Annotated in this window: 21 protein-coding genes and 1 riboswitch; of the genes, 10 read left to right on the forward strand and 11 right to left on the reverse strand. The window is 62.0% G+C overall.

Going from position 1 to position 23,332, the window contains the following annotated elements; translation table 11 throughout:
• Window positions 1–85 precede the first annotated feature (85 nt).
• The 5 genes from C8K66_RS11810 to ahcY form a co-directional block, all read right to left on the reverse strand.
• Window positions 86–1,987, reverse strand: coding sequence for a DEAD/DEAH box helicase (locus C8K66_RS11810; RefSeq protein ID WP_108524887.1), 1,902 nt, complete (start codon window positions 1,985–1,987; stop codon window positions 86–88).
• Between the two features lie 222 nt (window positions 1,988–2,209).
• Window positions 2,210–3,013: an ABC transporter substrate-binding protein gene (locus tag C8K66_RS11815; protein WP_017844970.1), complete on the reverse strand. Its 804-nt coding sequence runs from the start codon at window positions 3,011–3,013 to the stop codon at window positions 2,210–2,212.
• Between the two features lie 63 nt (window positions 3,014–3,076).
• Entirely contained in the window at window positions 3,077–4,159 is a 1,083-nt protein-coding gene (locus tag C8K66_RS11820) for a hypothetical protein (RefSeq protein ID WP_108524889.1), read from the reverse strand.
• Between the two features lie 78 nt (window positions 4,160–4,237).
• Window positions 4,238–5,083 carry a methylenetetrahydrofolate reductase [NAD(P)H] gene (gene metF, locus C8K66_RS11825; RefSeq protein ID WP_017844969.1) on the reverse strand — a complete coding sequence of 282 codons (846 nt, stop codon included), beginning with the start codon at window positions 5,081–5,083 and terminating at the stop codon, window positions 4,238–4,240.
• 172 nt (window positions 5,084–5,255) lie between these two features.
• Window positions 5,256–6,665, reverse strand: coding sequence for an adenosylhomocysteinase (ahcY, locus tag C8K66_RS11830; protein WP_108524891.1), 1,410 nt, complete (start codon window positions 6,663–6,665; stop codon window positions 5,256–5,258).
• 21 nt (window positions 6,666–6,686) lie between these two features.
• Window positions 6,687–6,793, reverse strand: a riboswitch (S-adenosyl-L-homocysteine riboswitch).
• Window positions 6,794–6,991: 198 nt separating this feature from the next.
• On the opposite strand from ahcY, the gene C8K66_RS11835 reads away from it, so the two are divergent.
• The 4 genes from C8K66_RS11835 (at window position 6,992) to C8K66_RS11850 (ending at window position 10,952) form a co-directional block, all read left to right on the forward strand.
• Window positions 6,992–7,396: an acyl-CoA thioesterase gene (locus C8K66_RS11835; RefSeq protein ID WP_017844967.1), complete on the forward strand. Its 405-nt coding sequence runs from the start codon at window positions 6,992–6,994 to the stop codon at window positions 7,394–7,396.
• Window positions 7,397–7,494: 98 nt separating this feature from the next.
• Window positions 7,495–9,426: a patatin-like phospholipase family protein gene (locus C8K66_RS11840; protein ID WP_108524893.1), complete on the forward strand. Its 1,932-nt coding sequence runs from the start codon at window positions 7,495–7,497 to the stop codon at window positions 9,424–9,426.
• Between the two features lie 71 nt (window positions 9,427–9,497).
• Window positions 9,498–10,385 (forward strand): formate/nitrite transporter family protein, encoded by an 888-nt coding sequence (locus tag C8K66_RS11845; RefSeq protein ID WP_017844965.1) that lies wholly within the window; start codon window positions 9,498–9,500, stop codon window positions 10,383–10,385.
• Window positions 10,386–10,565: 180 nt separating this feature from the next.
• Entirely contained in the window at window positions 10,566–10,952 is a 387-nt protein-coding gene (locus tag C8K66_RS11850) for an MAPEG family protein (RefSeq protein ID WP_046381781.1), read from the forward strand.
• A gap of 52 nt (window positions 10,953–11,004) precedes the next feature.
• Here the strand turns inward: C8K66_RS11850 and C8K66_RS11855 are convergent, their stop codons facing one another.
• Complete coding sequence (locus C8K66_RS11855; RefSeq protein WP_046381782.1) at window positions 11,005–12,189, reverse strand: murein transglycosylase A; 1,185 nt, start codon at window positions 12,187–12,189, stop codon at window positions 11,005–11,007.
• A 129-nt stretch (window positions 12,190–12,318) separates the two neighbouring features.
• On the opposite strand from C8K66_RS11855, the gene C8K66_RS11860 reads away from it, so the two are divergent.
• Entirely contained in the window at window positions 12,319–12,768 is a 450-nt protein-coding gene (locus C8K66_RS11860; protein WP_017844962.1) for a cytochrome c, read from the forward strand.
• 5 nt (window positions 12,769–12,773) lie between these two features.
• Here the strand turns inward: C8K66_RS11860 and C8K66_RS11865 are convergent, their stop codons facing one another.
• From C8K66_RS11865 to C8K66_RS11885, 5 genes are all read right to left on the reverse strand, one after another.
• Window positions 12,774–13,169: a DUF1090 domain-containing protein gene (locus C8K66_RS11865; RefSeq protein WP_046381783.1), complete on the reverse strand. Its 396-nt coding sequence runs from the start codon at window positions 13,167–13,169 to the stop codon at window positions 12,774–12,776.
• Window positions 13,170–13,208: 39 nt separating this feature from the next.
• On the reverse strand, window positions 13,209–14,870 hold the full coding sequence (gene ligB / locus C8K66_RS11870; protein WP_108524895.1) for an NAD-dependent DNA ligase LigB: 1,662 nt from the start codon (window positions 14,868–14,870) through the stop codon (window positions 13,209–13,211).
• 99 nt (window positions 14,871–14,969) lie between these two features.
• A complete protein-coding gene (locus C8K66_RS11875; protein WP_046487951.1) occupies window positions 14,970–15,320 on the reverse strand; it encodes a DUF1090 family protein in 351 nt (116 codons plus the stop codon).
• 219 nt (window positions 15,321–15,539) lie between these two features.
• A complete protein-coding gene (gene metK, locus C8K66_RS11880; protein WP_017844958.1) occupies window positions 15,540–16,730 on the reverse strand; it encodes a methionine adenosyltransferase in 1,191 nt (396 codons plus the stop codon).
• A gap of 19 nt (window positions 16,731–16,749) precedes the next feature.
• On the reverse strand, window positions 16,750–17,745 hold the full coding sequence (locus C8K66_RS11885) for a metalloregulator ArsR/SmtB family transcription factor (RefSeq protein WP_026139787.1): 996 nt from the start codon (window positions 17,743–17,745) through the stop codon (window positions 16,750–16,752).
• A gap of 259 nt (window positions 17,746–18,004) precedes the next feature.
• Between C8K66_RS11885 and tkt the strand changes: the two genes are divergently transcribed.
• The 5 genes from tkt to C8K66_RS11915 all read left to right on the forward strand — a co-directional run bounded on the left by tkt (window position 18,005) and on the right by C8K66_RS11915 (window position 23,090).
• Window positions 18,005–20,002 carry a transketolase gene (gene tkt / locus C8K66_RS11890; RefSeq protein ID WP_017844956.1) on the forward strand — a complete coding sequence of 666 codons (1,998 nt, stop codon included), beginning with the start codon at window positions 18,005–18,007 and terminating at the stop codon, window positions 20,000–20,002.
• A gap of 209 nt (window positions 20,003–20,211) precedes the next feature.
• Complete coding sequence (gene epd / locus C8K66_RS11900) at window positions 20,212–21,261, forward strand: erythrose-4-phosphate dehydrogenase (protein ID WP_017844955.1); 1,050 nt, start codon at window positions 20,212–20,214, stop codon at window positions 21,259–21,261.
• 18 nt (window positions 21,262–21,279) lie between these two features.
• Complete coding sequence (locus C8K66_RS11905; protein WP_017844954.1) at window positions 21,280–22,443, forward strand: phosphoglycerate kinase; 1,164 nt, start codon at window positions 21,280–21,282, stop codon at window positions 22,441–22,443.
• A 26-nt stretch (window positions 22,444–22,469) separates the two neighbouring features.
• The gene (locus tag C8K66_RS11910) at window positions 22,470–22,697 is read left to right on the forward strand and encodes a hypothetical protein (RefSeq protein WP_017844953.1); all 228 of its coding nucleotides are present in this window, start codon (window positions 22,470–22,472) and stop codon (window positions 22,695–22,697) included.
• A 60-nt stretch (window positions 22,698–22,757) separates the two neighbouring features.
• The gene (locus tag C8K66_RS11915; RefSeq protein ID WP_046381786.1) at window positions 22,758–23,090 is read left to right on the forward strand and encodes an MliC family protein; all 333 of its coding nucleotides are present in this window, start codon (window positions 22,758–22,760) and stop codon (window positions 23,088–23,090) included.
• Window positions 23,091–23,332: the final 242 nt, after the last annotated feature.

Raw genomic sequence — 23,332 nt, forward strand, 5'->3', positions numbered from 1 at the left:
CTGCCAGCGTTATCGTTGACGACCTTCGCGAGCAAGCTCGCTCCTACAGGCAAAAAAACCCGTATCTCGCGATACGGGTTTTTTTTTATGCTTCGCGGTTGCGGGTCAGCAGCGCTGGTTTTTCACCACGAGGACGGCCTGGCAACTGATCCAGTTGCTCCGGTGTCGGGAAGCGGTCGGCTTTCGACTCCTTGTGGATGATCTTCGGCGCGGGGCCGCCGCGCGGGTTCTGCACCGCTGGCTCGGACAAGCGTGGCTGGTCGTCACGGGCCGGGCGGCGGTTGTTGCTGCGCGAGTCTTCGCGACGCGCCTGGCCATCACGCGGTGCGCCGTTACGCGGGCCGCTGCGCTTGGCCGGTGGCGTACCGGTGGTGCCGCCGCTGCTGTTGCGCGGGCCGTTCTGACGCGCGCCCTGTGGCTGGCCGCCACGCGGTGCGCCAGTGCCAGCGCCCGGAGCCGGAGCGCCTGGACGACGGCCACGGCCCTGGGCCGGTTTGGCCTGGGGCACGTAGTCGACGCGGTTACCGAAGTTATCCACATCGTCGTCGAGGAACTCGTCCGGCGCGCGGTCGGCGCTGGCGCGTGGCGGCTGGCTTGGCTGGCTCGGCTGACGCTGTTCGCGGGCCGGGGTGCCTTCGCGGGGCTTCTGCTCGCGGGCCGGGCGTTCGCCGCGGCCGTTGGTCGACGCTTTTTCCTTGCCGCCCTTGTCCTTGCCCTTGTCGCGACGACCGCCACCACCACCGCCGCCGTTCGGGCCATCGCCCTTCGGACCGCGTGGGTTGCGTGGGTTACGCACGTCCGGACGTTCGCGCACCTCAGGCTTCTCGGCCTCAACGGTGCTGGCATCGAAGCCCATCAGGTCGCCGTCGGCGATTTTCTGCTTGGTCATGCGCTCGATGCTTTTCAGCAGTTTTTCTTCGTCCGGCGCAACCAGGGAGATGGCTTCGCCCGAACGACCGGCACGGCCGGTACGGCCGATACGGTGTACGTAGTCTTCGTCGACGTTAGGCAGCTCGAAGTTGACCACGTGCGGCAGTTGGTCGATATCCAGGCCGCGTGCGGCGATATCGGTGGCCACCAGGATGCGTACTTCACCGGCCTTGAAGTCGGCCAGCGCTTTGGTGCGCGCGTTCTGGCTCTTGTTGCCGTGGATGGCGACGGCGGTGAGGCCGTGCTTGTCCAGGTACTCGGCCAGGCGGTTGGCGCCGTGCTTGGTGCGGGTGAACACCAGCACCTGTTCCCACGCGCCGTGGGTGATCAGGTGCGCCAGCAACGAACGCTTGTGGCTGGCGGCCAGGCGGAACACGCGTTGTTCGATACGCTCGACCGTGGTGTTCGGCGGCGTGACCTCGATGCGCTCCGGGTTGTGCAGCAACTTGCCGGCCAGGGCGGTGATGTCGTTGGAGAACGTTGCCGAGAACAGCAGGTTCTGACGTTTGGCCGGCAGGCGGGCGAGGACCTTTTTCACGTCATGGACAAAGCCCATGTCGAGCATGCGGTCGGCTTCGTCGAGCACGAGGATTTCCACGTGGGACAAATCGACGCTGCCTTGGCCGCACAGGTCGAGCAGGCGACCCGGGCAGGCGACGAGGACGTCAACGCCACGGGACATGGCCTGAACCTGTGGGTTCATGCCGACGCCGCCGAAGATGCAGGCGCTGACGAACTTCAGGTCGCGGGCATACAGCTTGAAGCTGTCGTGCACTTGGGCGGCGAGTTCGCGGGTAGGGGTCAGGACCAGTACGCGCGGTTGGCGCGGGCCATGACGCTGGGACTTGTCCGGGTGACCATTGGGGAACAACCGCTCCAGAATCGGGAGGGCGAAGCCGCCGGTTTTACCAGTACCTGTCTGAGCCGCAACCATCAGGTCGCGACCTTGCAACACGGCGGGAATAGCCCGCTGTTGCACCGGAGTAGGCTCGGTATAGCCCGCTGCCTCGATGGCGCGGACTAAAGCCTCGGAGAGACCGAGGGAAGCAAAGGACATGAGTAATCCTGTTTTAGTTAGGGCTTGGCCCAAAGGGATAATCTTGCCGGGCGTGAATGGCGCTTAGGGGAGCGCAACCCCGTCCGGTCCTGCTGCGTCTGGCGGACACTCCAATGGCTCGCGCGGGCCGCAAAGCTGCGCAGTAGCTGGGTTGGGTGTCTTTTTCAAGACCTCAGCGGCCGGGCGTAAGCCTGGCGGGAAGGCCCGAGTATAACAGAGCAATCACCGCGCGCTGCTTTCCTGCTGCTCAACGGTGTGTTCGTGCAGTGTAATCGGCGCCGCTGCGCTTTGAATACCACCATATTTGGCACTCAAGGCGGCGTAGGCCGGCTCTTGTTTGAAGCGCTTGAGTTCGGCGGCAAAGCGCTGCACCAGCAGGTCCATGCCCGCGCCACGGCGCACGGCGAGGAACTGCTGCTGGCGGCGGATCACGGCGGGCGCCTGGCTGACCTGGCCTTCCAGGCCCAAGGCCGCGATCACATGCTGGCCGACCCTGCGGTCAGTCACCAGCAGATCGATGCGGCCAAGCAGCAATTTGCCGAAGTTCGCTTCATGACTCGGCGCCGGCTCGCGTTGGAACACGCTGGACTCACTGAATTCGGCGCCGTACAGGTAACCCGGCGAGGTGCCCACGGTCAGCCCGCGCAACTCGTCGAGGGTCTGGACCGGGTGGGGCCGCTCATTGGCGTAGAACAGCACGAACTCCACTTCCGACAGCGGTTCGCTGGGGTACAGCAGCAGGGCATCGCGTTCATGGCTGTGGAAAATGTCCAGCGCGCCGTCGGCGTGGCCTTGTTCGAGCATCGCCAGGCAGCGTTTCCACGGCAGGAATTGCCACTGCACATCGACGCCCAGGCGCTGGAACACGATCACCGTGGTTTCATAGTCCAGCCCGCGCATCGTGCCGTTGTCGTCATACACGTAAGGCGCCCACGGTTCGGTGACGATGCGCAATTTCTCGCCGTGAGCGGCCAGGCTCAGGCAAGTAAAAAGAGTCGCAGTCAACAGCTTCAGAAGGGCGGACATGGCCTGAGGTTACGATGCTCCTGAATGAAAGAGAAGCTCTGGCGCGCGCATCTGCAAGGATCGTTATTTGGCGGGCGAGGTTATCAAGTGTTCGTAGATCGCGCTGCGCCGCTCGCCCAGAATCAGCCTGACCACCGGGTTGGCGAACCAGTGCTCCAGTTGGTGGGCGTCGAGCGGACGTTGCTGGCGCTCTTCCTGATTCTGCCGCGCCTTGTCCCACCACACCGGGCCGCACGCCTGGTCGAACTCGTTCTCGTGCTCGTAGCAACCGTAGAGAACTTCGCGGATGAACTGCTGCTGGTGCTTGGGCAAGAGCAGGGTGATCAGTTTGTACATCAGGCGCTGCAAGCGCGGCGGGCGCGGCAGGTGCGAGGAAACCTGACGCGTGTCGGCCAGGGCCTGCGCGCTGGTGGGGGCGGCCGCATGCTTGGCGATCCACGCTTTGACCTTGGCGCGGAACAGCTGCTTGCGGCTCCAGTAATGGTGGATCAGGTCCGGGCACTCGCGCACATTCACGGTGCGGTAGGCGGCGATCGACAGGCAGAACTCTTCCAGGGTGTAGGCGCCCTGGGCGTGGGGGAACAGTTCGTCCATCAACTCGATGGAGCGATCGAGGATGTGCGCGTCCTGTTGCGTCAGGCCGATGACGCCGGAGTTGAGGGTCATCATGTCATCGTCGGCCACGCCCATGTCCAGCAGGCGCTGGTGCAAGGCGCTATAGAGGATGCTTTCGTGATTGTCGCCGTACTTGGTGTAGAAGGCGTTGCACAGCAGAGTGCCGGGTTGCACGCGCTCGAACAGGGCTGTGGGCGAATGGTGGAAGAAGGTGTCGGTGTCGATCAGCAGGGCTGTCGACGACTCTTCCAGCACCTGGCGCAGCGCCACGTGTTTGGTGCGGAAGTGATAGCCATGGGGCTCGCTCCAGCGTTTGCGGGTGGCGTCGTCCAGCGGGCGCACGCGTACCGGCAGCAGGCGATAGGGTTCGGGGTTGTCGCTGAATACCTGGATGTCCACGACGGCGTCCGGGGTGTCCTGCAGAAAAGCCAAGGCGCTGGCGATACTGAAGACGGCTTCCTGATGGTAGGTCTGGGCACCGAAAACCAGATACACCAGTTGCGGGCGGGAAGTCGTGGGGACTGTATTCATGGACTGCTGGGTTCCGTGGGCATGTAAAACGACAAAGGCCCTCGTAGAAACGAGGGCCTTGGCACAGCCGGGCAAACTTCAGCGTGGCAGCTTGAGGTTGTTCCAGATGGCAAGGCTAGGTTCAGCCTGGTTCAGGGTATAGAAATGCAGCCCTGGCGCACCACCTTGCAACAATTGTTCACACATCTCACTGATTACCTGTTCGCCGAATGCCTGGATGCTTTTGACGTCGTCGCCATAGGCTTCCAGTTGCTTACGCACCCAGCGTGGGATCTCAGCACCGCAGGCGTCGGAGAAGCGCGCCAGCTTGCTGTAGTTGGTGATCGGCATGATGCCCGGCACGATCGGGATGTTCACACCCATGGCCCGTACACGCTCGACGAAGTAGAAGTAGCTGTCGGCGTTGAAGAAGTACTGGGTGATCGCACTGTCGGCGCCGGCGTTGGCCTTGCGCACGAAATTCTGCAGATCGTCTTCGAAGTTGCGCGCCTGTGGATGCATCTCCGGGTAAGCGGCCACTTCGATGTGGAAGTGATCGCCGCTTTCTTCGCGGATGAAGCTCACCAGGTCGTTGGCGTAGCGCAGCTCACCGCTGGCCATGCCCATGCCGGATGGCAGGTCACCGCGCAGGGCGACGATGCGCTTGATGCCGGCGCCTTTGTATTGGGTCAGCAGGGCGCGCAGGTCGGCCTTGCTGTCGCCCACGCACGACAAGTGCGGCGCGGCGGGAATTTTGACTTCGCTTTCCAGCTGCAACACGGTGTTGATCGTGCGGTCACGGGTCGAGCCGCCAGCGCCGTAGGTGCAGGAGAAGAAGTCGGGGTGGTAGCTGGCCAACTGCTTGGCAGTCGCCATCAGTTTTTCATGCCCAGCATCGGTCTTGGTCGGAAAGAACTCGAAGCTGTAGCGACGGTCTTGGGACATGGTAATACCCTTGGAAACTCAGAAGCCGACTGTGCAACCCACCTGCACTGTAGGAGCGAGCTTGCTCGCGAAGAACGTCAACGATAACGCGTCAAACAGGCTGTACGCGGTGCCGTTGGGTTTTTCGCGAGCAAGCTCGCTCCTACAGGTTAGAGCAGGTGGAGCTGGTTACTTAGTAGCGGTAAGCGTGCGGCTTGAACGGACCTTCGACGGTCACGCCGATGTAGTCGGCCTGGGTCTTGGTCAGTTGAGTCACCACGCCGCCGAAGCCGCGGACCATTTCCAGGGCCACTTCTTCGTCGAGTTTCTTCGGCAGCACTTCCACGGTCAGACGCTCGGCTTTCTGGGCCGGCGACAGGTCGGCGTACTTCTGGCCGAACAGGAAGATCTGCGCCAGTACCTGGTTGGCGAACGAACCGTCCATGATGCGGCTTGGGTGGCCAGTGGCGTTACCCAGGTTTACCAGGCGGCCTTCGGCCAGCAGGATCAGGTAGTCGTCGTTCTGCGGGTCGAAATCGCCCGAGCCGGTACGGTGAACCTTGTGTACCTGTGGCTTCACTTCTTCCCATGCCCAGTTCTTGCGCATGAAAGCGGTGTCGATTTCATTGTCGAAGTGACCGATGTTGCACACCACGGCGCGCTTCTTCAGGGCCTTGAGCATGTTGGCATCGCAGACATTCACGTTACCGGTGGTGGTGACGATCAGGTCGATCTTGCCCAGCAGGGCCTTGTCGATGCTCGCTTCGCTGCCATCGTTGATGCCATCGATGAACGGCGAAACCACTTCGAAACCGTCCATGCAGGCTTGCATGGCGCAGATCGGGTCGACTTCGGAGACCTTGACGATCATGCCTTCCTGGCGCAGGGACTGGGACGAACCCTTGCCCACGTCACCGTAGCCGATCACCAGGGCTTGCTTGCCCGACAGCAGGTGGTCGGTGCCGCGCTTGATCGCATCGTTCAGGCTGTGACGGCAGCCGTACTTGTTGTCATTCTTGCTCTTGGTCACCGAGTCGTTGACGTTGATGGCCGGGATTTTCAGCTCGCCCTTGGCCAGCATGTCCAGCAGGCGGTGTACGCCGGTGGTGGTTTCTTCGGTCACGCCGTGGACGCGGTCGAGGATCTGCGGGTACTTCTTGTGCAGCAGCTCGGTCAGGTCGCCGCCGTCGTCGAGGACCATGTTGGCATCCCAAGGCGCGCCATCTTTCAGGATGGTTTGCTCCAGGCACCATTCGTACTCTGTTTCGGTCTCGCCTTTCCAGGCGAATACCGGGATACCGGCAGCAGCGATGGCGGCGGCGGCCTGGTCTTGTGTCGAGAAGATGTTGCAGGACGACCAACGCACTTCGGCACCCAGGGCAACCAGGGTTTCGATCAGCACGGCAGTCTGGATGGTCATGTGGATGCAGCCGAGAATCTTCGCGCCCTTGAGCGGTTGCTCAGCGGCGTACTTGCGACGCAGGCCCATCAGGGCAGGCATTTCGGATTCGGCGATAAAGGTTTCGCGACGGCCCCAGGCAGCGAGGGACATGTCGGCGACTTTGTAGTCGTTGAAATCTGCAGGCGTAATTACAGCGCTCATGAAGAGCCTCCATTCGTAGTGTGCGAATGGGCGCCGTTGTGCGTTTAGTATCAGGCCAGGACAACCAGGCCGGACAACGCCCCATCCGAGCCTGACAGGTCTAACCTGCTGCAGCGCCCCTCGGACAGGTGGCGGGAGAACGGTATCAACTGAAGATGACCGTTTTGAAGCGGGTGCGATTATAGCTGTGTACGCGGCACTTCCCAAGCCTTTCTGTCGGCGATATGAAGATCCCGCATGGGGGCGATAGGCAATGGCGCATAGAGCTTGCGCCCAGGCTCTGCCATGATATTGCCCATCATTCGGCAAGACGCTTTGGAGTGACCATGAACTTCCACACCCGCAAATGGGTAAAACCTGAAGACCTCAACCCCAACGGCACCCTGTTCGGTGGCAGCCTGCTGCGTTGGATCGACGAGGAAGCAGCCATCTACGCGATTGTCCAATTGGGCAACCAGCGCGTGGTGACCAAGTACATTTCCGAAATCAACTTCGTCAGCGCCTCGCGCCAGGGCGACATCATCGAGCTGGGCATCACCGCCACCGATTTCGGCCGCACCTCCATCACCCTGACCTGTGAAGTGCGCAACAAGATCACCCGCAAAAGCATCCTCACCGTGGAAAAAATGGTCTTCGTCAACCTCGGCGAAGACGGTTTGCCCGCGCCTCACGGCCGGACCGAGATCAAATACGTGAAAGACCAGTTCAAGGAAGACAGCCCTCCTGCGTAACCGCACAGCGGTTTGATTGCTTTACCAAATCATTCCGCGTGGATCTTTCCCAGGCTTTCTCACGACTCAGGACTACGTTCTGTATCGAGAGCCTATGTATGAAAGTGTCGTCCAATCCGGCTGAGCAGATGCAGCCGCTTTCGCTCCAGTCATCGCAAGCCCCCCTCAGCCAAGACGTGAAAACCACGTTGGTTGAGGCCGCGGGACCGCGCAAACTGAGTCTTTCCCGCAATATTGACGGCCAGGTGGAGGTGGTGTTGTCGCCGCCACCGCCCAGCCATCTGGTGCTCAGCGGCGGAGGTGCCAAAGGCATTGCCTATCCGGGAATGGTGCAGGCGCTGGAGGACAGTGGGAAGCTGCAAGGTATCCAGGTTATTTCCGGCTCATCCGCCGGCGCGATTTCTGCCTCGTTGCTCGCCAGCGGCATGAACGCCGAGGTCTTCGGCAAGCTATCGAACCGCATCGACCTGCCGAGCCTGTTGAACAGCGACGACCCGTTGACGGCCTGGCTACAAGAGGCCAGTGCTCGCCTGGGCAAACTCACCAAGCGCTTGCCAGGCCCGGCGGGCAATATCTCTCAATTGTTGCTGACCATGATGCCGCGCCTGCAAACCGAGGCGCGTCCCTTGGAGCAATTGCTGCGCAATGAGTCGCGCCAATCGGTCCTTGCCCATATCGCCGCTACGCCAAGGGCCACCCGGCCTGGTGAAGTCATGAAAATCGCCGACCGGCTCAGCGCCGGCGAGGCTCCGACGTTTCGCGATCTTGAGGTGTTGAACCGACATATCCCGGCGATCAAACCGCTCAATATCACCGGCACAGGGATGTTCGACGGCCGCCCGCAACTGGTGACGTTCAACGCCAGCCTGACCCCGGACATGGACATCGCCCGCGCCGCACACATTTCGGCGTCGTTGCCGGTGCTTTTCAAGCGCCCTGCCGAGCAGGGGCATGCCTTCCAGGAAACCGCCGAAGCCACTGCCTTCCAGGACGGCGGCCTGCTGCTCAACACGCCGGCCCCCGGGGTGATCGAGCCCTCGTTTGCAGAAAGCCCGTTGAGCCAGCACGAGTCTCTGATCGTCAAGTTTGAAGCCGAAGACGCAGCGACGCCGAAAAAAAGCGGCGGTTTCTTCAGCAGCCTCGTCGACAAGCTGACCGGAACGCCCCATGCGTCCGCCGAAGCCTATCAAAATGAGCGGCTCAAGGCGTTTGCCGAGCAGACCGTGGTCCTGCCGCTGAAGACGGATAAGGGGGACTTTCGCGGCACGCTCAACGGCACCGTGAATTTCACCATGAGCGCGCAAGACAAGCAGCATCTGCAGGCACAGGCGCGCAAAACCGTGGCGGCGCACTTGGAACAACGCGACACGGTGCGCGAGCATCACACGTTCGCCTCGTTGGATGACGCGGTGCTGGCAATGGACGATGCGATGCTGGCCAGTGCGCAGGCAACCTTGCAGAAAGACCCGGCCGCCGCCGCGGTGTTGATGTTCAGACAGAACGCACAACAAGCGCTGCAAACCCTGGACAGTGCCATTGCCAAGGTGAACCAGGCCCACGACACCCTGATCTTCACACCTGAGCTGTCTGCCGCGCTGCGTAACCTGGATGCGCTCGCCAGTCGGCCTGAGCACGTCGAGTGGCTGGGGCGTCGATTGAATGCCGCGGGGCAGCGCAATTTTCAGCAGTTGTTGCAGGTGGCGGCCAAGCAGACTTCGGGCGCCTCGCCGATGTCCAGCGTCATGGCCAGTGCGGTCGCCGAAATGAAACGGCGCGACATCGCGGTAAAGGCCGAAAACTTCACCCGCGAGGTCATCTACCCATCGCTGTACCGGCCAGGCCAGACCGACGCCAATGTCGACCTGCTGCAACGCGCTGCGGCGGATTTGGCCAAGGCGACCACCCCCGCGGCGTTCAACCGGGTGCTCGACGAGATCATTCGGCACTACGGCGCGCGCAACAAGCCCTGGTCAAAACCGTTCAGCTCGACCACGGTGGAGATGGCCAAGGCCTGGCGCATTCCGGTTTAGTTGCCAGGCCACTGAACAGCCATCGCTCCAGCCTGTCGTAGCTACAGGTACCCCTTGGACTCTGGAGCATCATGGCCACGCACGACGACGGCAAGACCCCCAACCTGTCGAAGGAAGAGCAGCACGACGTCGACAAGAACCAGCCACCCCGCGCGGCGGTGCTGCATGAAATCATCCGCACCCAGGGCGACCAGGAACTGGAGCGCACGGTGGCGGCATTGTGGTGGTCGGCGCTGGCGGCCGGCCTGACCATGGGCCTGTCACTGATGGGCATGGGCCTGCTCAACTCGCGCCTGCCGGACGGTGAAGGGTTCAAAGTCATTGCCAGTTTCGGTTACTGCGCGGGCTTTTTGGCGGTGATTCTCGCGCGTCAGCAGTTGTTCACCGAAAACACCCTGACCGCAGTGCTGCCGGTGATGAGCAAACCGACCCTGGCCAATGCCGGGCGCTTGCTGCGGCTGTGGACGGTGGTGCTGGTGGGTAACCTGTGCGGCACCTTGCTGGTGGCTTATGTGATGCTGCACCTGCCGATCTTCGATACCAAGACCGACCAGGCCTTCCTTGAGATCGGACGCAAAGTCATGGAAAACGCCCCCGGCCAGATGTTTGCCAAGGGCATCGTTTCCGGCTGGATGATCGCCACCATGGTGTGGATGATTCCGTCGATGGAAAGCGCCAAGCTCTGGATCATCATTCTGATCACCTACTTGATGGCGCTGGGGGATTTCACCCACATCGTGGTCGGCTCGGCGGAAGTGTCTTACCTGGTATTTGCCGGTGAACTGCCGTGGAAGGATTTCTGGCTGATATTCGCCGGGCCGACCCTGGCCGGCAATATCATTGGCGGCAGCTGTATCTTTGCGCTGATCAGTCATGCGCAGATCCGTAGCGAAAGCAGCTTGCCGGGTAAGGTTGCAGCGGACCCGAGGCATCCGCAGCGGATCAATAAGGATCAGTGAGCGGCAGAATCAACGCGCTGCCGACACGGAACCCATGGCGGTTGGGGGTGTGCGTTTTGATGAGCTACGCTTGGGTGCTTTGGGCCATGCGGTTGGACGCAGAGCCTGTGGCTGGATGCGGGTCGGCATGTTCGTGATAAAGCGTTGATCGCCTTGATAAAACCAAAAAAGGAATGAGTGATGACTGTCGCTTTCTGGTGTGTATTGATTGCAATCTTTCTGCCGTACCTGTGTACCGGCGTGGCCAAATTCAGTGGCGGCAAGTTCGGGCCACGGCAGAACCATGACCCGCGTGCCTTCCTCGATACCCTGGAAGGCTTCGCCAAACGCGCCCATAACGCGCAACTCAACAGCTTTGAAGTGACCCCGGCGTTTGCTGCCGCAGTGATCATCGCGCACCTGGCCGGCACCGCCGAACTGGTCACGATCAATGTCCTCGCGGTGCTGTTTATCACCAGCCGCCTGCTGTACATCATCTGCTACCTGGCGGACTGGGCCATCCTGCGCTCGTTGGTGTGGGCGGTGGGCATGGCGCTGATTGCGAGTTTCTTCTTCGTCTCGATCTAACGCTTGCCGCAGTGTGGGGGCTGGCTCGCCCCACACTGTCGATCAGCGTCTGTCAGGTGCCGGCCGGGGCATCCGGTACCTGGGGTAATGCGGCGCCCTTCGGCCACAACATCCAGATCTGCCCCTGCTGCTTCATATTCCCTGCCAGTTCGCCTGCGGCCGCCCCTGTGCCCCAGAACAAGTCTGCGCGCACTTCGCCGGTGATTGCGCCGCCGGTATCCTGCGCGGCGACGGGGCGCACGATCGGCGCACCGTCCGGGCGTGTGGTCGACAGCCACAGCAGGCTGCCCAGCGGAATCACCTTGCGATCCACCGCCACGCTGTAGCCGGCGGTCAGCGGCACGTTCAGCGAGCCGCGAGGGCCTTCGTTGCTGTCGGGGCGGGCGCTGAAGAATACGTAGCTGGGGTTGCTCGCCAGCAGTTCCGGAATGCGCTGCGGATGCGCCTTGGCCCAGGCGCCGATGGCCCCCATGGTCACGTCTTCTTTCTTCAGCTCGCCTTGCTCCACCAGCCAGCGGCCGATGGGGCGGTAGGGGTAGCCGTTCTGGTCGCCATAGCCGATGCGCAATTGGCGCCCGCCTGCCAGTTGAATCCGCCCCGAACCCTGGATCTGCAGGAACTGCAGGTCCATCGGGTCAGTCAGCCATGCGATCGGCTTGGCGGTGGAGCCTTGGCCGTTGATCGTGCTGGCGTCGTCATACGGCTTGAGTACACGACCTTCCAGGCGGCCGCGCAGGCGCTTGCCCTTGAGTTCCGGGTAGATGCTTTCGAGGTTGACGATGATCAGGTCGTCCGGCACGCCGTACACCGGCACATGGGCGGTGGGGGTTTCGGTCAGGCTGCCGGGGTAGACGGGTTCGTAGTAGCCGGTGATCAGGCCGTTCGGTGTGTTGTCGGCCGAGCGCAGGCCGAATACGTCCAGGCGTTCCTTGAGAAAACCGCGAACCGCCGCGGCATCGCCTGGCACCGCCGTTGCCGCCGCGCAGGTCGCGCCCCACACCGGGTCAGCCTTGAGGCGTTGGCAGGCGCTGCGCCAGGACTCAAACCCGGCCAGCAGTTCGCTGTCGGACACCGCCGGCAGGGCTTCCCACGGTGCGTTCACATAGGTGGCCACCGCATGGGGTTTGATTGTTTCATCTTTGTGCGTGTCCTTGCCCGCATCGCAGCCGGCCAGCACCGCGATCATCGGTAGAGCCCACGCCAGACGGCGGCTCCAGGGTTTCAAAGCGATATTCATACAAGCAATTCCTGAAGCGATTGCCCGTGCGTCGACGCGTTTGGGCAACCCTTATCGTTAATAGGGCTATTGGTCTTTGCGGGTGGGGCGAGGATACTGGCCGCCGTTTCCCGTGACCTCGAAGCCACCATGACTTTTAAAAAACTGACTGTTGTACTGCTGGCCTGCCTGGCGCTGTCCGCCTGTGGCGGCGTTGATCCGAATTCGCCCCTGGGCCAGCGCAAAGCGATCTTCAAGCAAATGCTCAAGACCGGCGAAGACCTGGGTGGCATGTTGCGTGGGCGCATCCCGTTCGACGGCGCGAAGTTCGCCGAAGGCGCGGTCAAGCTCGATGCGTTGTCCCATGAGCCATGGAAGCATTTTCCGAGCGTGCGTGAGGAAGACCACACCAGCGCCAAGGACGACGTCTGGCAAAAACAGGCGCAATTCCAGCAAATGGCCCGCGACCTCGAAGCGGCCACCGGTGAATTGGTGATTGCAAGCCAGGTGCAGCCTTACAAGGCCAGTAACCTTTCGCCTGCAGTGCAGAAAGTCGAAGATGCCTGCAGCGCCTGTCATAAGCAGTTCCGGGACCACTGACCGGTTTACTGGTCGAGTTCTTCCACCGCATCCTGCAGTGCTTTGCGCGACTCGGCCAGTTTGTCCTTGCGTTTGTTGATCTTGTCCGCGTCGCCTTTTTTCATCGCCTTGTCGAGGTCGGCCTGACGGCGGCTGACGTCATGCTTGGCGTCGAGCACCTTGTTTTCGCGTTCCTTTTTCAACGCCGCGTCGTTGCAGTTGGCCGTGACTTCACTCAGGGCTTTCTCCAGGCCGGCTTGTTGTGCGCTGTCGCCATGGGCCTTGGCCTGTTCGATCTGGGTGCTGATGGCCTGGCGCTTGGCGGCGCAGCCGGTCAGCGGGGTTGCTTCTTCGGCTGCCAGCAGCGGCGTCGCCATGAAGCATGCGACGGTCAGCAGGGCAAAAGGGGCTAAAAATTTCATATGGAGCTCCAAAGTCGCAATCTGATGGCCGGGTCGGGTTCAAAACCCGTCTATTCCGGCCACGCGTAGTGTCTCAGCCAAAGCCTGTATCTGCGGGTCGCGAAAAAAAGCGCTGAGTTGCGCCGCGCGGCCCGGGCCGATGCCATCCAGGGCCAGCCAGGCTTGGGTGTCCTTGGCAACCAGCGCCCGCCAGCCGCCTTCCAGGTTATTGCGTGCCGCAGGCGGTACACCCAGGGCTTTGAGCCATTGAGCGAAAGGCCGTTGCCGCGCGCTTTGGATACTGTCGAGCACCCGCGCACGGCTGCGATCGCCGAAGCCCTCAATGTTAGCAAGCTCTGCCGCATCGAGGGTCAACCAATCGAGGAAGCCTGCGATTAGACCGGCCTGGATCAATACGTTCCACGTCTCCCGGCCCATATGCGGCAGGCCCAGGCCCTGGTTGCCGCTCAACCAGGTCAGGCGCGACAGCAACTGTTCTTCGCAGCCAGGGTCCAGTTGCCAGCAACTCAGGGCGTGAAAGTCCCGGGCGTTGGGGACTTGGATGTCCACTCGGGTCTCGTTGCGCAGGACCACCTCGTCCAGTCGCGGGATGACCTGGCCGGCGAGGCTGATGGCGACCTGGTCGCCGGGGCGGATATCCAGGGTTTTCCAGCGTTGCAGGGAGCCGGTGCTGACGCGGCTGATCTGCCGGTCGTCCAGACGCACCGGTTCGAGTTCCAGGATAGGGGTGATGCGCCCGGTGCGGCCGATGTTGAACTGCACCTTGCGTACCAGTGCGAGAGCCTTGGCGGCGGGGTATTTCCAGGCGACTGCCCAGTAAGGCGCACTGACCTGCCAGCGCTTGGCGGGTGCGCGCGTGGCCTGGTGCAGCACGACGCCATCACTGGCAAATGGCAGTGGATGGTTGTACCAGTAGGTGCGCCAGCGGGCGGCGCCGACGATGTCCTGGATGGGCCGGCTGTAGCGTTGGCTGTCGATGAAGCCCCAACCTGCCAGGGTGGCCAGGCGCTCGGTGAAGTCCGCCGGGCCATCGGGCCAGGCCCAGACAAACAGACCGATCCCGGCGGCCTCGGCGTCGCTCAACTGTCGACGGTTCATCAAACCGGCCACCTTGCTGCGCGCATTGAGCCCGCCCAGGCTTGATTGCACATGGTCGTCCAGACGCCAATAGAGCTCACCTTGCAGCACCAGGTCGATGGGCTCCGGCAGTTGCTGGACGATACCGGGGATTTTTTTTGCGCAGGCCGACCAGTCCTGGCCGAGCAAGCCGTCGCCCCGGCTGATCACTTGGTGCAGGCGCCCCTGGCGGTACACCAGGCTCACGGCGACACCGTCGACCTTGGGCTGGACCCACACATCTTGGCGAACCTGGAGCCATTCGCCGACGGCGTGTTCGTCGAGCAATTTGTCCAGGCCCGTATGGGCCACCGGGTGCGGCGAGGTGCCCCGTGAGCTGGCCAGAGGCTTGTCGGCCACCGCCGCCGGTTGCGGGAAACACCGTTGCCAGTGAGCCAGGCGCTGGCGGGCCTGGTCGTAGAGTTCGTCGCTGATGGGCGAATGGCCGAGCCGGTGGTAACTGTCGTCCCAGAGGCTGATTTGCCGAGCCAGCGGGCCGATTTGTGCCCGTGCGTCATCGGGGCACTCTTCAGCCCTGGCCAACCCGGTTAGAACACTGAGTAAAAGAACGATCAGCAAGCGCATCGGGAGCATCCTTGCTCGGTAAGGGGCGTTCAGCCTAAGGGATCTTCGCGCCCACAAAAAAGCCCCGACAGAGCGGGGCTTTTTACCGGGTGTTTCTGCTTACTTGAACAGACCACCCAGGGCTTTCACGGCATCGTTGTTTTCTGCCTTGGCCTGCTGCTTTTGCTGCTTGGCATCGACGTTGGCCTGGGACTCGGCGAGTTTGTTACAGCCTTTGTTGACCTGCTCCAGCGCGGCTTCGAAGGCCTTCACTTTCAACGCGTCGTTCTTGGCATTGGCCGCGTCGATCTTGGTTTGCAGGTCTTTGGCATGCTGCTGGCAGTCGCCGGAGTTGCCGCCACCGAGCTGGGAGCTCAGTGCGCCACTCAGTGCGCTCAGGTCGGCGGCGTTCACCGGCAGGGCAAACAGGCTGAGCAGCAGGGCGGCAGGGGCGAGCTTGGAAATATGCATGAAAACCTCAATGTCCGATTGCCTGCGCGCTGATGAGTCCCGGGCCGGCGCAGTGCAATATCCAGAATAAGGTGGAGGGCCCGAGAGGGCGCGGATTCTAGTGGGCCATTATTTAGCCTGCAAGGTTTGGATCCAAAAAATGTGAACACCGACGCGAATCGCCCGACAATAAAAAGCCCCGCCGGGCGAACCCGGCAGGGCTTTGGGTAGCGCAAGCGATTACAGGCCGGCAGCGATACGCAGGTCGTTGGCGCGGTCGGTTTTTTCCCAGGTGAAGGTGGTGAAGGTGTCGTCGCCGACCGTCTTCTGCGCCGGGGTACGGCCGAAGTGGCCGTAGGCCGCGGTTTCCTGGTACATCGGGTGCAGCAGGTCGAGCATGGTGGTGATCGCGTAAGGGCGCAGGTCGAAGATCTCGCGCACCAGTTTGACGATCTTGTCATCGCTGATCTTGCCGGTGCCGAAGGTGTTCAGCGAGATCGACGTAGGCTGGGCCACGCCGATGGCGTAGGACACCTGAATCTCGCAACGCTCGGCCAGGCCAGCGGCGACGATGTTCTTGGCCACGTAGCGGCCGGCGTAGGCCGCCGAACGGTCAACCTTGGATGGGTCTTTGCCGGAGAACGCGCCACCGCCGTGACGGGCCATGCCGCCATAGCTGTCGACGATGATCTTGCGCCCGGTCAGGCCGCAGTCGCCCACCGGGCCACCGATGATGAACTTGCCGGTCGGGTTGATGTGGAACTGGGTGTCCTTGTTCAGCAGTTCAGCCGGCAGCACGTGCTTGACGATCAGCTCCATCACGCCTTCGCGCAAGTCGGCGTAGGAAACGTCCGGGTTGTGCTGGGTCGACAGCACGACAGCATCGATACCGACCACTTTGCCGCCTTCATAACGGCACGTCACTTGGGACTTGGCGTCCGGACGCAGCCACGGCAGCAGGCCGGATTTACGGGCTTCGGCCTGGCGCTGCACCAGTTGGTGCGAGAAGGTGATCGGCGCTGGCATCAGCACGTCGGTTTCGTTGCTGGCGTAGCCGAACATCAGGCCCTGGTCGCCGGCGCCCTGGTCTTCTGGCTTGGCGCGGTCGACACCCTGGTTGATGTCCGGGGACTGCTTGCCGATGATGTTCATCACGCCGCAGGTCGCGCCGTCGAAGCCGACGTTGGAGCTGTTATAGCCGATGTTGGTGATCACCTCGCGGACGATATGCTCCAGGTCGACCCAGGCCGTGGTGGTGACTTCGCCGGCGATGATCGCCACGCCCGTTTTCACCAGAGTCTCGCACGCCACACGGGCGAACTTGTCTTCAGCAATGATGGCGTCCAGCACCGCATCAGAAATCTGGTCGGCGATTTTGTCCGGATGCCCTTCAGACACGGACTCGGAGGTGAAAAGGGAGTATTCGCTCATCTCGATGTTTTCCTGATATTTACCGATGGTGAGTGTCGCCAGCCGGTCGCTGAAAATGGCGGACCTGGATCTGGAAACCATTACGTAAACCTACATAGAGGCTTTCCCCGGGAACGAGTCCCGCAGCGGTGGCCCAACGGGCCAGATCGTCCTGTTCAAAACCCAACCAGAGATCACCGCAGGCCTCCCTGGCCCAATTCTGGTTGTGGCTGCATAAATCTGTAACCAGCAGGCTACCGCCGGGTTGCAGCAAATTCGCCATCTGCTTGAGGGCGTCGGCGGGGGCGGCGAAATGGTGCAGGACCATGTTCAGCACCACGCAATCGGCCCGCAGGCTGGTGTCATTCAGGGCATCGGCCAACTGCAGGCTGACGTTGCCCAAGGCCTCGCGCTCGCACAGTTGGCGTGCCAGTTCGAGCATCGCCGGGCTGTTGTCCAGCGCCGTGACCTGTTGAAAGCGGCGCGCCAGTTCCGGCAAAAAGCCGCCATCGCCAGGCCCGACTTCCAGGGCCGTCGCTTTATGACTGAAGCTCAGCTTGTCCAACAACGCCAGTACACTTTCGCGATATTGCGGCAAGCCGGCGATCAGGTCTTGCTGGGCGCGAAACTTCTCGGCGACCCGTGAGAAAAAGTCCTGGCTGGCCGCCGCGCGCTGCCCGTGAACCTGGCCGATGCGTGATTGCACGTCGCCGGGCAGGCTCAAGTTGTCCACTTCTTCCAGCAGCGCGCTGTGCAGCTTGCCGCCGAGCAACTCGGTGTGGGGCAGGGCGCGGCGGTAAAAAATCGCATTGCCTTCGCGGCGGGTGGCCACCAGGTCGGCCTGGGCCAGGACCTTCAAGTGATGGCTCATGCCCGATTGGCCGATGGCGAAAATCTGCGCCAGTTCCAGCACGCCGAAGGAATCGTTGGCCAGCACCCGCAAGACGTTCAGGCGCAACGGATCGCCAGCGGCCTTGCATAAGGCAGCCAGTTCATCACCATCGTCGGGACGCAGGGAGGGCACGGGTAAGTTCATAAGGCCAGCAGTCTAGTGACGGGTGGAAATCATCGCAAGGTCAATATCAAAAAGTTTTGATATTGGTCGATAAGTGGCGGTTATAAGCGAGCGCTATTCCCGTTAGACGAAGCGGCGGCAGGGTTCTGCAGGCGATTGCCGCGCAAACCACAGGAAAAACGCCCTCAAGTGACTATCTGTCATTGCCCGCAGGCGGTGGCTGAGGGAAAATGCCGGTCCTTTTTTCCGTTTCTTTTATTCAACCCTCAGGAGAACAGCGATGCCCAGCCGTCGTGAGCGTGCCAACGCCATTCGTGCCCTCAGCATGGATGCCGTGCAAAAAGCCAACAGCGGCCATCCCGGTGCCCCGATGGGCATGGCGGATATCGCCGAGGTACTCTGGCGTGACTACCTGAAACACAACCCGACCAACCCGTCTTTCGCCGACCGTGACCGCTTCGTGCTGTCCAACGGCCACGGCTCGATGCTGATCTACTCGCTGCTGCACCTGACCGGCTACGATCTGACCATCGACGATCTGAAAAACTTCCGCCAGTTGCACAGCCGTACCCCGGGTCACCCGGAATTCGGCTACACCCCAGGCGTCGAGACCACCACCGGTCCCCTGGGCCAAGGCCTGGCCAACGCCGTCGGTTTCGCCCTGGCTGAAAAAGTCCTGGGCGCGCAGTTCAACCGCCCCGGCCACCACATCGTCGACCACCACACCTACGTATTCCTGGGTGATGGCTGCATGATGGAAGGCATTTCCCACGAAGTCGCTTCTCTGGCCGGTACCTTGGGCCTGGGCAAGCTGATTGCCTTCTACGACGACAACGGCATCTCCATCGACGGCGAAGTCGAAGGCTGGTTCACCGACGACACCCCTAAGCGTTTCGAGGCCTATAACTGGCAGGTGATCCGCAACGTCGACGGCCACGACCCGGAAGAAATCAAGACCGCTATCGACACCGCCCGCAAGAGCGAGCAGCCGACCCTGATCTGCTGCAAGACCACCATCGGTTTCGGCTCGCCGAACAAGCAAGGCAAAGAAGACTGCCACGGCGCCCCGCTGGGTGACGCGGAAATCGCCCTGACCCGTGAAGCGCTGAAGTGGAACTACGGCCCGTTCGAAATCCCGGCCGACATCTACGCCGAATGGGACGCCAAGGAACAAGGCCTGGCCACCGAAGCCGAGTGGGACCAGCGTTTCGCCGCCTACTCCGCCGAATTCCCGGAGCTTGCCAATGAGCTGGTACGCCGCCTCGCCGGTGACCTGCCTGCCGACTTCGCGGAAAAAGCCTCGGCCTACATCGCCGAAGTCGCGGCCAAGGGCGAGACCATCGCCAGCCGTAAAGCCAGCCAGAACACCTTGAACGCCTTTGGCCCGCTGCTGCCTGAGTTCCTCGGCGGTTCGGCCGACCTGGCCGGTTCCAACCTGACCCTGTGGAAAGGTTGCAAAGGTGTCTCCGCCGAAGACGCCAGCGGTAACTACATGTACTACGGCGTGCGCGAATTCGGCATGAGCGCGATCATGAACGGCGTGTCCCTGCACGGCGGTCTGGTGCCTTACGGCGCGACCTTCCTGATGTTCATGGAATACGCGCGCAACGCAGTGCGTATGGCCGCGCTGATGAAGAAACGCGTGATCCACGTGTACACCCACGACTCCATCGGCCTGGGCGAAGACGGCCCGACCCACCAGCCGGTCGAGCAATTGACCAGCCTGCGCACCACGCCGAACCTGGATTGCTGGCGCCCAGCCGACGCGGTCGAATCCGCCGTGGCCTGGAAACACGCGATCGAGCGCAAGGACGGCCCTTCGGCGCTGATCTTCTCCCGTCAGAACCTGCAACATCAGGTTCGCACTGACGCGCAGATCGCTGACATCAGCCGTGGTGGCTACGTGCTCAAGGACTGCATCGGCGAGCCGGAGCTGATCCTGATCTCTACCGGTTCCGAAGTCGGCCTGACCGTTCAGGCCTACGACAAGCTGACTGCCCAGGGCCGCAACGTGCGCGTGGTGTCCATGCCTTGCACCAGCGTGTTCGAAGCCCAGGACGCCGACTACAAGCAATCGGTATTGCCGCTGCAGGTCAGCGCGCGTATCGCCATCGAAGCGGCTCACGCCGACTACTGGTACAAGTACGTGGGCCTGGAAGGCCGCGTGATCGGCATGACCACCTACGGTGAGTCGGCGCCGGCGCCAGCCTTGTTCGAAGAGTTCGGTTTCACCCTGGAAAACATCCTGGGTCAGGCTGAAGAGCTGCTGGAAGACTAAAAGCGCGAACGCGGTGGCCAACTGGCTGCTGCACACAGATGTGCGGTGGCGACTGCCCATCGCACCCACTGTAGGAGCGAGCTTGCTCGCGAAGAACGAGAGAGCGCCGCGTCAAACCAGAGACGCTGCGTTATCGTTGACGATCTTCGCGAGCAAGCTCGCTCCTACATTGGTTAGATGGTTTGTGTCGCCCACACTGCGAGAACCCCATGCCCCAACCGCGTCCTTACAAAGTTGCACTCAACGGCTACGGCCGTATTGGTCGTTGCGTCTTGCGTGCTCTGTTCGAGCGAGGGGCGGCGGCCGGGTTTGAGATTGTCGCGATCAACGATTTGGCCGACATGGCCAGCATCGAATACCTGACACGCTTTGACTCCACCCACGGCCGGTTCCCCGGCGAAGTGCGGGTGGAAGGCGATTGTCTGCATATCAAGGGCGACTGCGTGAAAGTGCTGCGCAGTGCCACCCCCGAGGGCATCGACTGGGCGGCGCTGGGCGTCGACCTGGTGTTGGAATGCTCCGGTGCCTATAACACCCGTGCCGACGGCCAGCGTTTTCTCGATGCCGGCGCGCCGCGTGTGCTGTTTTCCCAGCCGATGGCCAGCGAGGCGGATGTCGACGCCACCATCGTCTACGGCATCAACCAGGATTGCCTGACCGGCGCTGAACGGTTGGTGTCCAACGCTTCCTGCACCACCAATTGCAGCGTGCCGTTGTTGCGCCTGCTGGACCAGGCGATCGGCGTGGACTACGTGTCGATCACCACCATCCACTCGGCGATGAACGACCAGCCGGTGATCGACGCGTATCACCATGAAGACCTGCGCCGCACGCGTTCGGCGTTTCAGTCGGTGATTCCGGTGTCCACCGGTCTGGCGCGTGGCATCGAACGGCTGTTGCCGGAACTTGCCGGGCGAATTCAGGCCAAAGCCGTGCGGGTGCCGACGGTGAACGTTTCATGCCTGGACATCACCATGCAAACCGTCAGCGACACCGATGCGGTGGAGGTCAACCGGATTCTGCGCGACGCCGCCACCAGCGGCCCGCTCAAAGGTTTGCTGGCCTACACTGAGTTGCCCCACGCTAGTTGTGATTTCAACCATGACCCGCATTCGGCGATTGTCGATGCCAGCCAGACCCGCGTTTCCGGCCCGAGGCTGGTGAATATCCTGGCCTGGTTCGACAACGAATGGGGGTTTGCCAACCGAATGCTGGACGTCGCAGAACACTATCTGCAAACAGCCTCTCCAAAACTTTAGCCTCAGGAATTGCCACCCATGACCGTGTTGAAGATGACCGACCTCGATCTGCAAGGTAAACGCGTACTGATTCGCGAAGACCTCAACGTCCCAGTCAAGGACGGTGTTGTCACCAGCGATGCGCGAATCCTGGCCTCGCTGCCGACCATCAAGCTGGCCCTGGAAAAAGGTGCGGCCGTGATGGTCTGCTCCCACCTGGGTCGTCCGACCGAAGGTGAGTTCTCGGCCGAAAACAGCCTCAAGCCTGTGGCCGATTACCTGAGCAAGGCCCTGGGCCGCGACGTGCCGCTGGTGGCTGACTACCTCGGCGGCGTCGACGTGAAAGCCGGCGACGTCGTGCTGTTCGAAAACGTGCGCTTCAACAAGGGCGAGAAAAAGAACAGTGACGAACTGGCCCAGCAATACGCCGCCCTGTGCGACGTGTTCGTGATGGACGCCTTCGGCACCGCCCACCGCGCCGAAGGTTCGACCCACGGCGTGGCCAAGTTCGCCAAGGTCGCTGCCGCCGGCCCGTTGCTGGCTGCCGAGCTGGACGCGCTGGGCAAGGCCCTGAAGGCGCCGGCCCAACCAATGGCGGCCATCGTGGCCGGTTCCAAAGTCTCCACCAAGCTGGACGTACTCAACAGCCTGAGCCAGGTCTGCAACCAGTTGATCGTCGGCGGCGGCATTGCCAACACCTTCCTGGCCGCAGCCGGCCACCCGGTGGGCAAGTCGCTGTACGAGCCGGACCTGCTGGACACCGCTCGCGCCATCGCGGCCAAGGTCAGCGTGCCGCTGCCGGTGGACGTGGTCGTGGCCAAGGAATTTGCCGAAAGCGCTGAAGCCACCGTCAAACTCATCGATGACGTGGCCGCTGACGACATGATCCTGGACATCGGCCCGCAAACCGCAGCCAACTTCGCGCAATTGCTGAAAGCCTCCCGGACCATCCTGTGGAACGGCCCGGTCGGTGTGTTCGAGTTCGACCAGTTCGGCAACGGCACCAAAGTGCTGGCCAAGGCCATTGCCGAAAGCTCGGCATTCTCCATCGCCGGCGGCGGCGACACCCTGGCGGCCATCGATAAATATGGCGTTGCCGACCAGATCTCCTACATTTCCACCGGTGGCGGCGCGTTCCTCGAATTCGTCGAAGGCAAAGTCCTGCCGGCGGTTGAAGTCCTGGAAAGCCGAGCCAAAGGCTGAGGCAGATCAGGAAAAGGAGCATTCCCATGATCAAGTCGTTGGCACTGGTGATCGCAGCGGGCCTGTTGGCCGGCTGCGGCAGCACGCCGAGCGCGGCGCCGGCACCTGGAAAGGCGCTGCCGGCGCAGAAAAAAAGCTGCTACCAAGCCGATTGGCAAGCCGAGACCATGCCGGTGATCAACAAGCGCATGGGCAACGAACGGCTGGAGAAATACGACTCTGCGCCCAACGGTCAGGAACAGGGTTGCCCTTGAAGGGTCTGATCAACTAACCGACTGCAACGCAAGCCCAAGGCCTGCGTGCGAGGATTGGCAATGAAAGGCGTTTTCGCCCTGGTAGCACTGGCGTTATTGGCCGGTTGCAGCAGCATGAACATGTTCAACAAGGCAGAGCCTGCCGACAAATGGACGACCTGGACCTGCGACAGCAAGGCCGAGGTCAACTGGCGCTTTGCCAACCCGGCCCGCACCGAAGTGGATGTCCGCCTCGGCGGCTCGACCCAGGTTTACCGCCTCAAGCAGGACGTGGCGGCATCGGGTGTGCTCTACAGCAACGATCAGTTGGCGTTTCACACAAAAGGTGAGGAAGGCCTGGTTTACTGGGTGGCCACCGACGATTTGATCGGACGTGGCTGCAAGGCCCAGTAAAAGAACACGGTCTCAACATTAATGAGATCCCAATGTGGGAGGGGGCTTGCCCCCGATAGCGTTGGGTCAGCCACCCGCGATGTCGACAGGTAAATCGCCATCGCGGGCAAGCCCCCTCCCACATTGATCCGGTTCCAAAGTGATACAGGCAGTGAACCGGATAGTGAAAAAACGATTCAGCAGGCCAGGTATGCAAAGCCTGACCGGCAATAACTTGAATAGCAGCCGCCGCTACGGCAGGC

The organism is Pseudomonas sp. GV105 (genome assembly GCF_003058185.1).
GTDB lineage: Bacteria > Pseudomonadota > Gammaproteobacteria > Pseudomonadales > Pseudomonadaceae > Aquipseudomonas > Aquipseudomonas veronii.

Bases quoted from the DNA above. Each gene is read 5' to 3' on its own strand.
- C8K66_RS11835 (WP_017844967.1), top strand. From the start codon at position 6,992: ATGAACTTCCACACCCGCAAATGGGTAAAACCTGAAGACCTCAACCCC.
- C8K66_RS11910 (WP_017844953.1), top strand. From the start codon at position 22,470: ATGATCAAGTCGTTGGCACTGGTGATCGCAGCGGGCCTGTTGGCCGGC.
- C8K66_RS11855 (WP_046381782.1), bottom strand. From the start codon at position 12,189: ATGAATATCGCTTTGAAACCCTGGAGCCGCCGTCTGGCGTGGGCTCTA.
- C8K66_RS11860 (WP_017844962.1), top strand. From the start codon at position 12,319: ATGACTTTTAAAAAACTGACTGTTGTACTGCTGGCCTGCCTGGCGCTG.
- C8K66_RS11810 (WP_108524887.1), bottom strand. From the start codon at position 1,987: ATGTCCTTTGCTTCCCTCGGTCTCTCCGAGGCTTTAGTCCGCGCCATC.
- C8K66_RS11850 (WP_046381781.1), top strand. From the start codon at position 10,566: ATGACTGTCGCTTTCTGGTGTGTATTGATTGCAATCTTTCTGCCGTAC.
- C8K66_RS11915 (WP_046381786.1), top strand. From the start codon at position 22,758: ATGAAAGGCGTTTTCGCCCTGGTAGCACTGGCGTTATTGGCCGGTTGC.
- metK (WP_017844958.1), bottom strand. From the start codon at position 16,730: ATGAGCGAATACTCCCTTTTCACCTCCGAGTCCGTGTCTGAAGGGCAT.
- C8K66_RS11845 (WP_017844965.1), top strand. From the start codon at position 9,498: ATGGCCACGCACGACGACGGCAAGACCCCCAACCTGTCGAAGGAAGAG.
- C8K66_RS11840 (WP_108524893.1), top strand. From the start codon at position 7,495: ATGAAAGTGTCGTCCAATCCGGCTGAGCAGATGCAGCCGCTTTCGCTC.
- tkt (WP_017844956.1), top strand. From the start codon at position 18,005: ATGCCCAGCCGTCGTGAGCGTGCCAACGCCATTCGTGCCCTCAGCATG.
- C8K66_RS11905 (WP_017844954.1), top strand. From the start codon at position 21,280: ATGACCGTGTTGAAGATGACCGACCTCGATCTGCAAGGTAAACGCGTA.
- C8K66_RS11875 (WP_046487951.1), bottom strand. From the start codon at position 15,320: ATGCATATTTCCAAGCTCGCCCCTGCCGCCCTGCTGCTCAGCCTGTTT.
- C8K66_RS11885 (WP_026139787.1), bottom strand. From the start codon at position 17,745: ATGAACTTACCCGTGCCCTCCCTGCGTCCCGACGATGGTGATGAACTG.
- C8K66_RS11865 (WP_046381783.1), bottom strand. From the start codon at position 13,169: ATGAAATTTTTAGCCCCTTTTGCCCTGCTGACCGTCGCATGCTTCATG.
- epd (WP_017844955.1), top strand. From the start codon at position 20,212: ATGCCCCAACCGCGTCCTTACAAAGTTGCACTCAACGGCTACGGCCGT.
- C8K66_RS11815 (WP_017844970.1), bottom strand. From the start codon at position 3,013: ATGTCCGCCCTTCTGAAGCTGTTGACTGCGACTCTTTTTACTTGCCTG.
- C8K66_RS11820 (WP_108524889.1), bottom strand. From the start codon at position 4,159: ATGAATACAGTCCCCACGACTTCCCGCCCGCAACTGGTGTATCTGGTT.
- ahcY (WP_108524891.1), bottom strand. From the start codon at position 6,665: ATGAGCGCTGTAATTACGCCTGCAGATTTCAACGACTACAAAGTCGCC.
- ligB (WP_108524895.1), bottom strand. From the start codon at position 14,870: ATGCGCTTGCTGATCGTTCTTTTACTCAGTGTTCTAACCGGGTTGGCC.
- metF (WP_017844969.1), bottom strand. From the start codon at position 5,083: ATGTCCCAAGACCGTCGCTACAGCTTCGAGTTCTTTCCGACCAAGACC.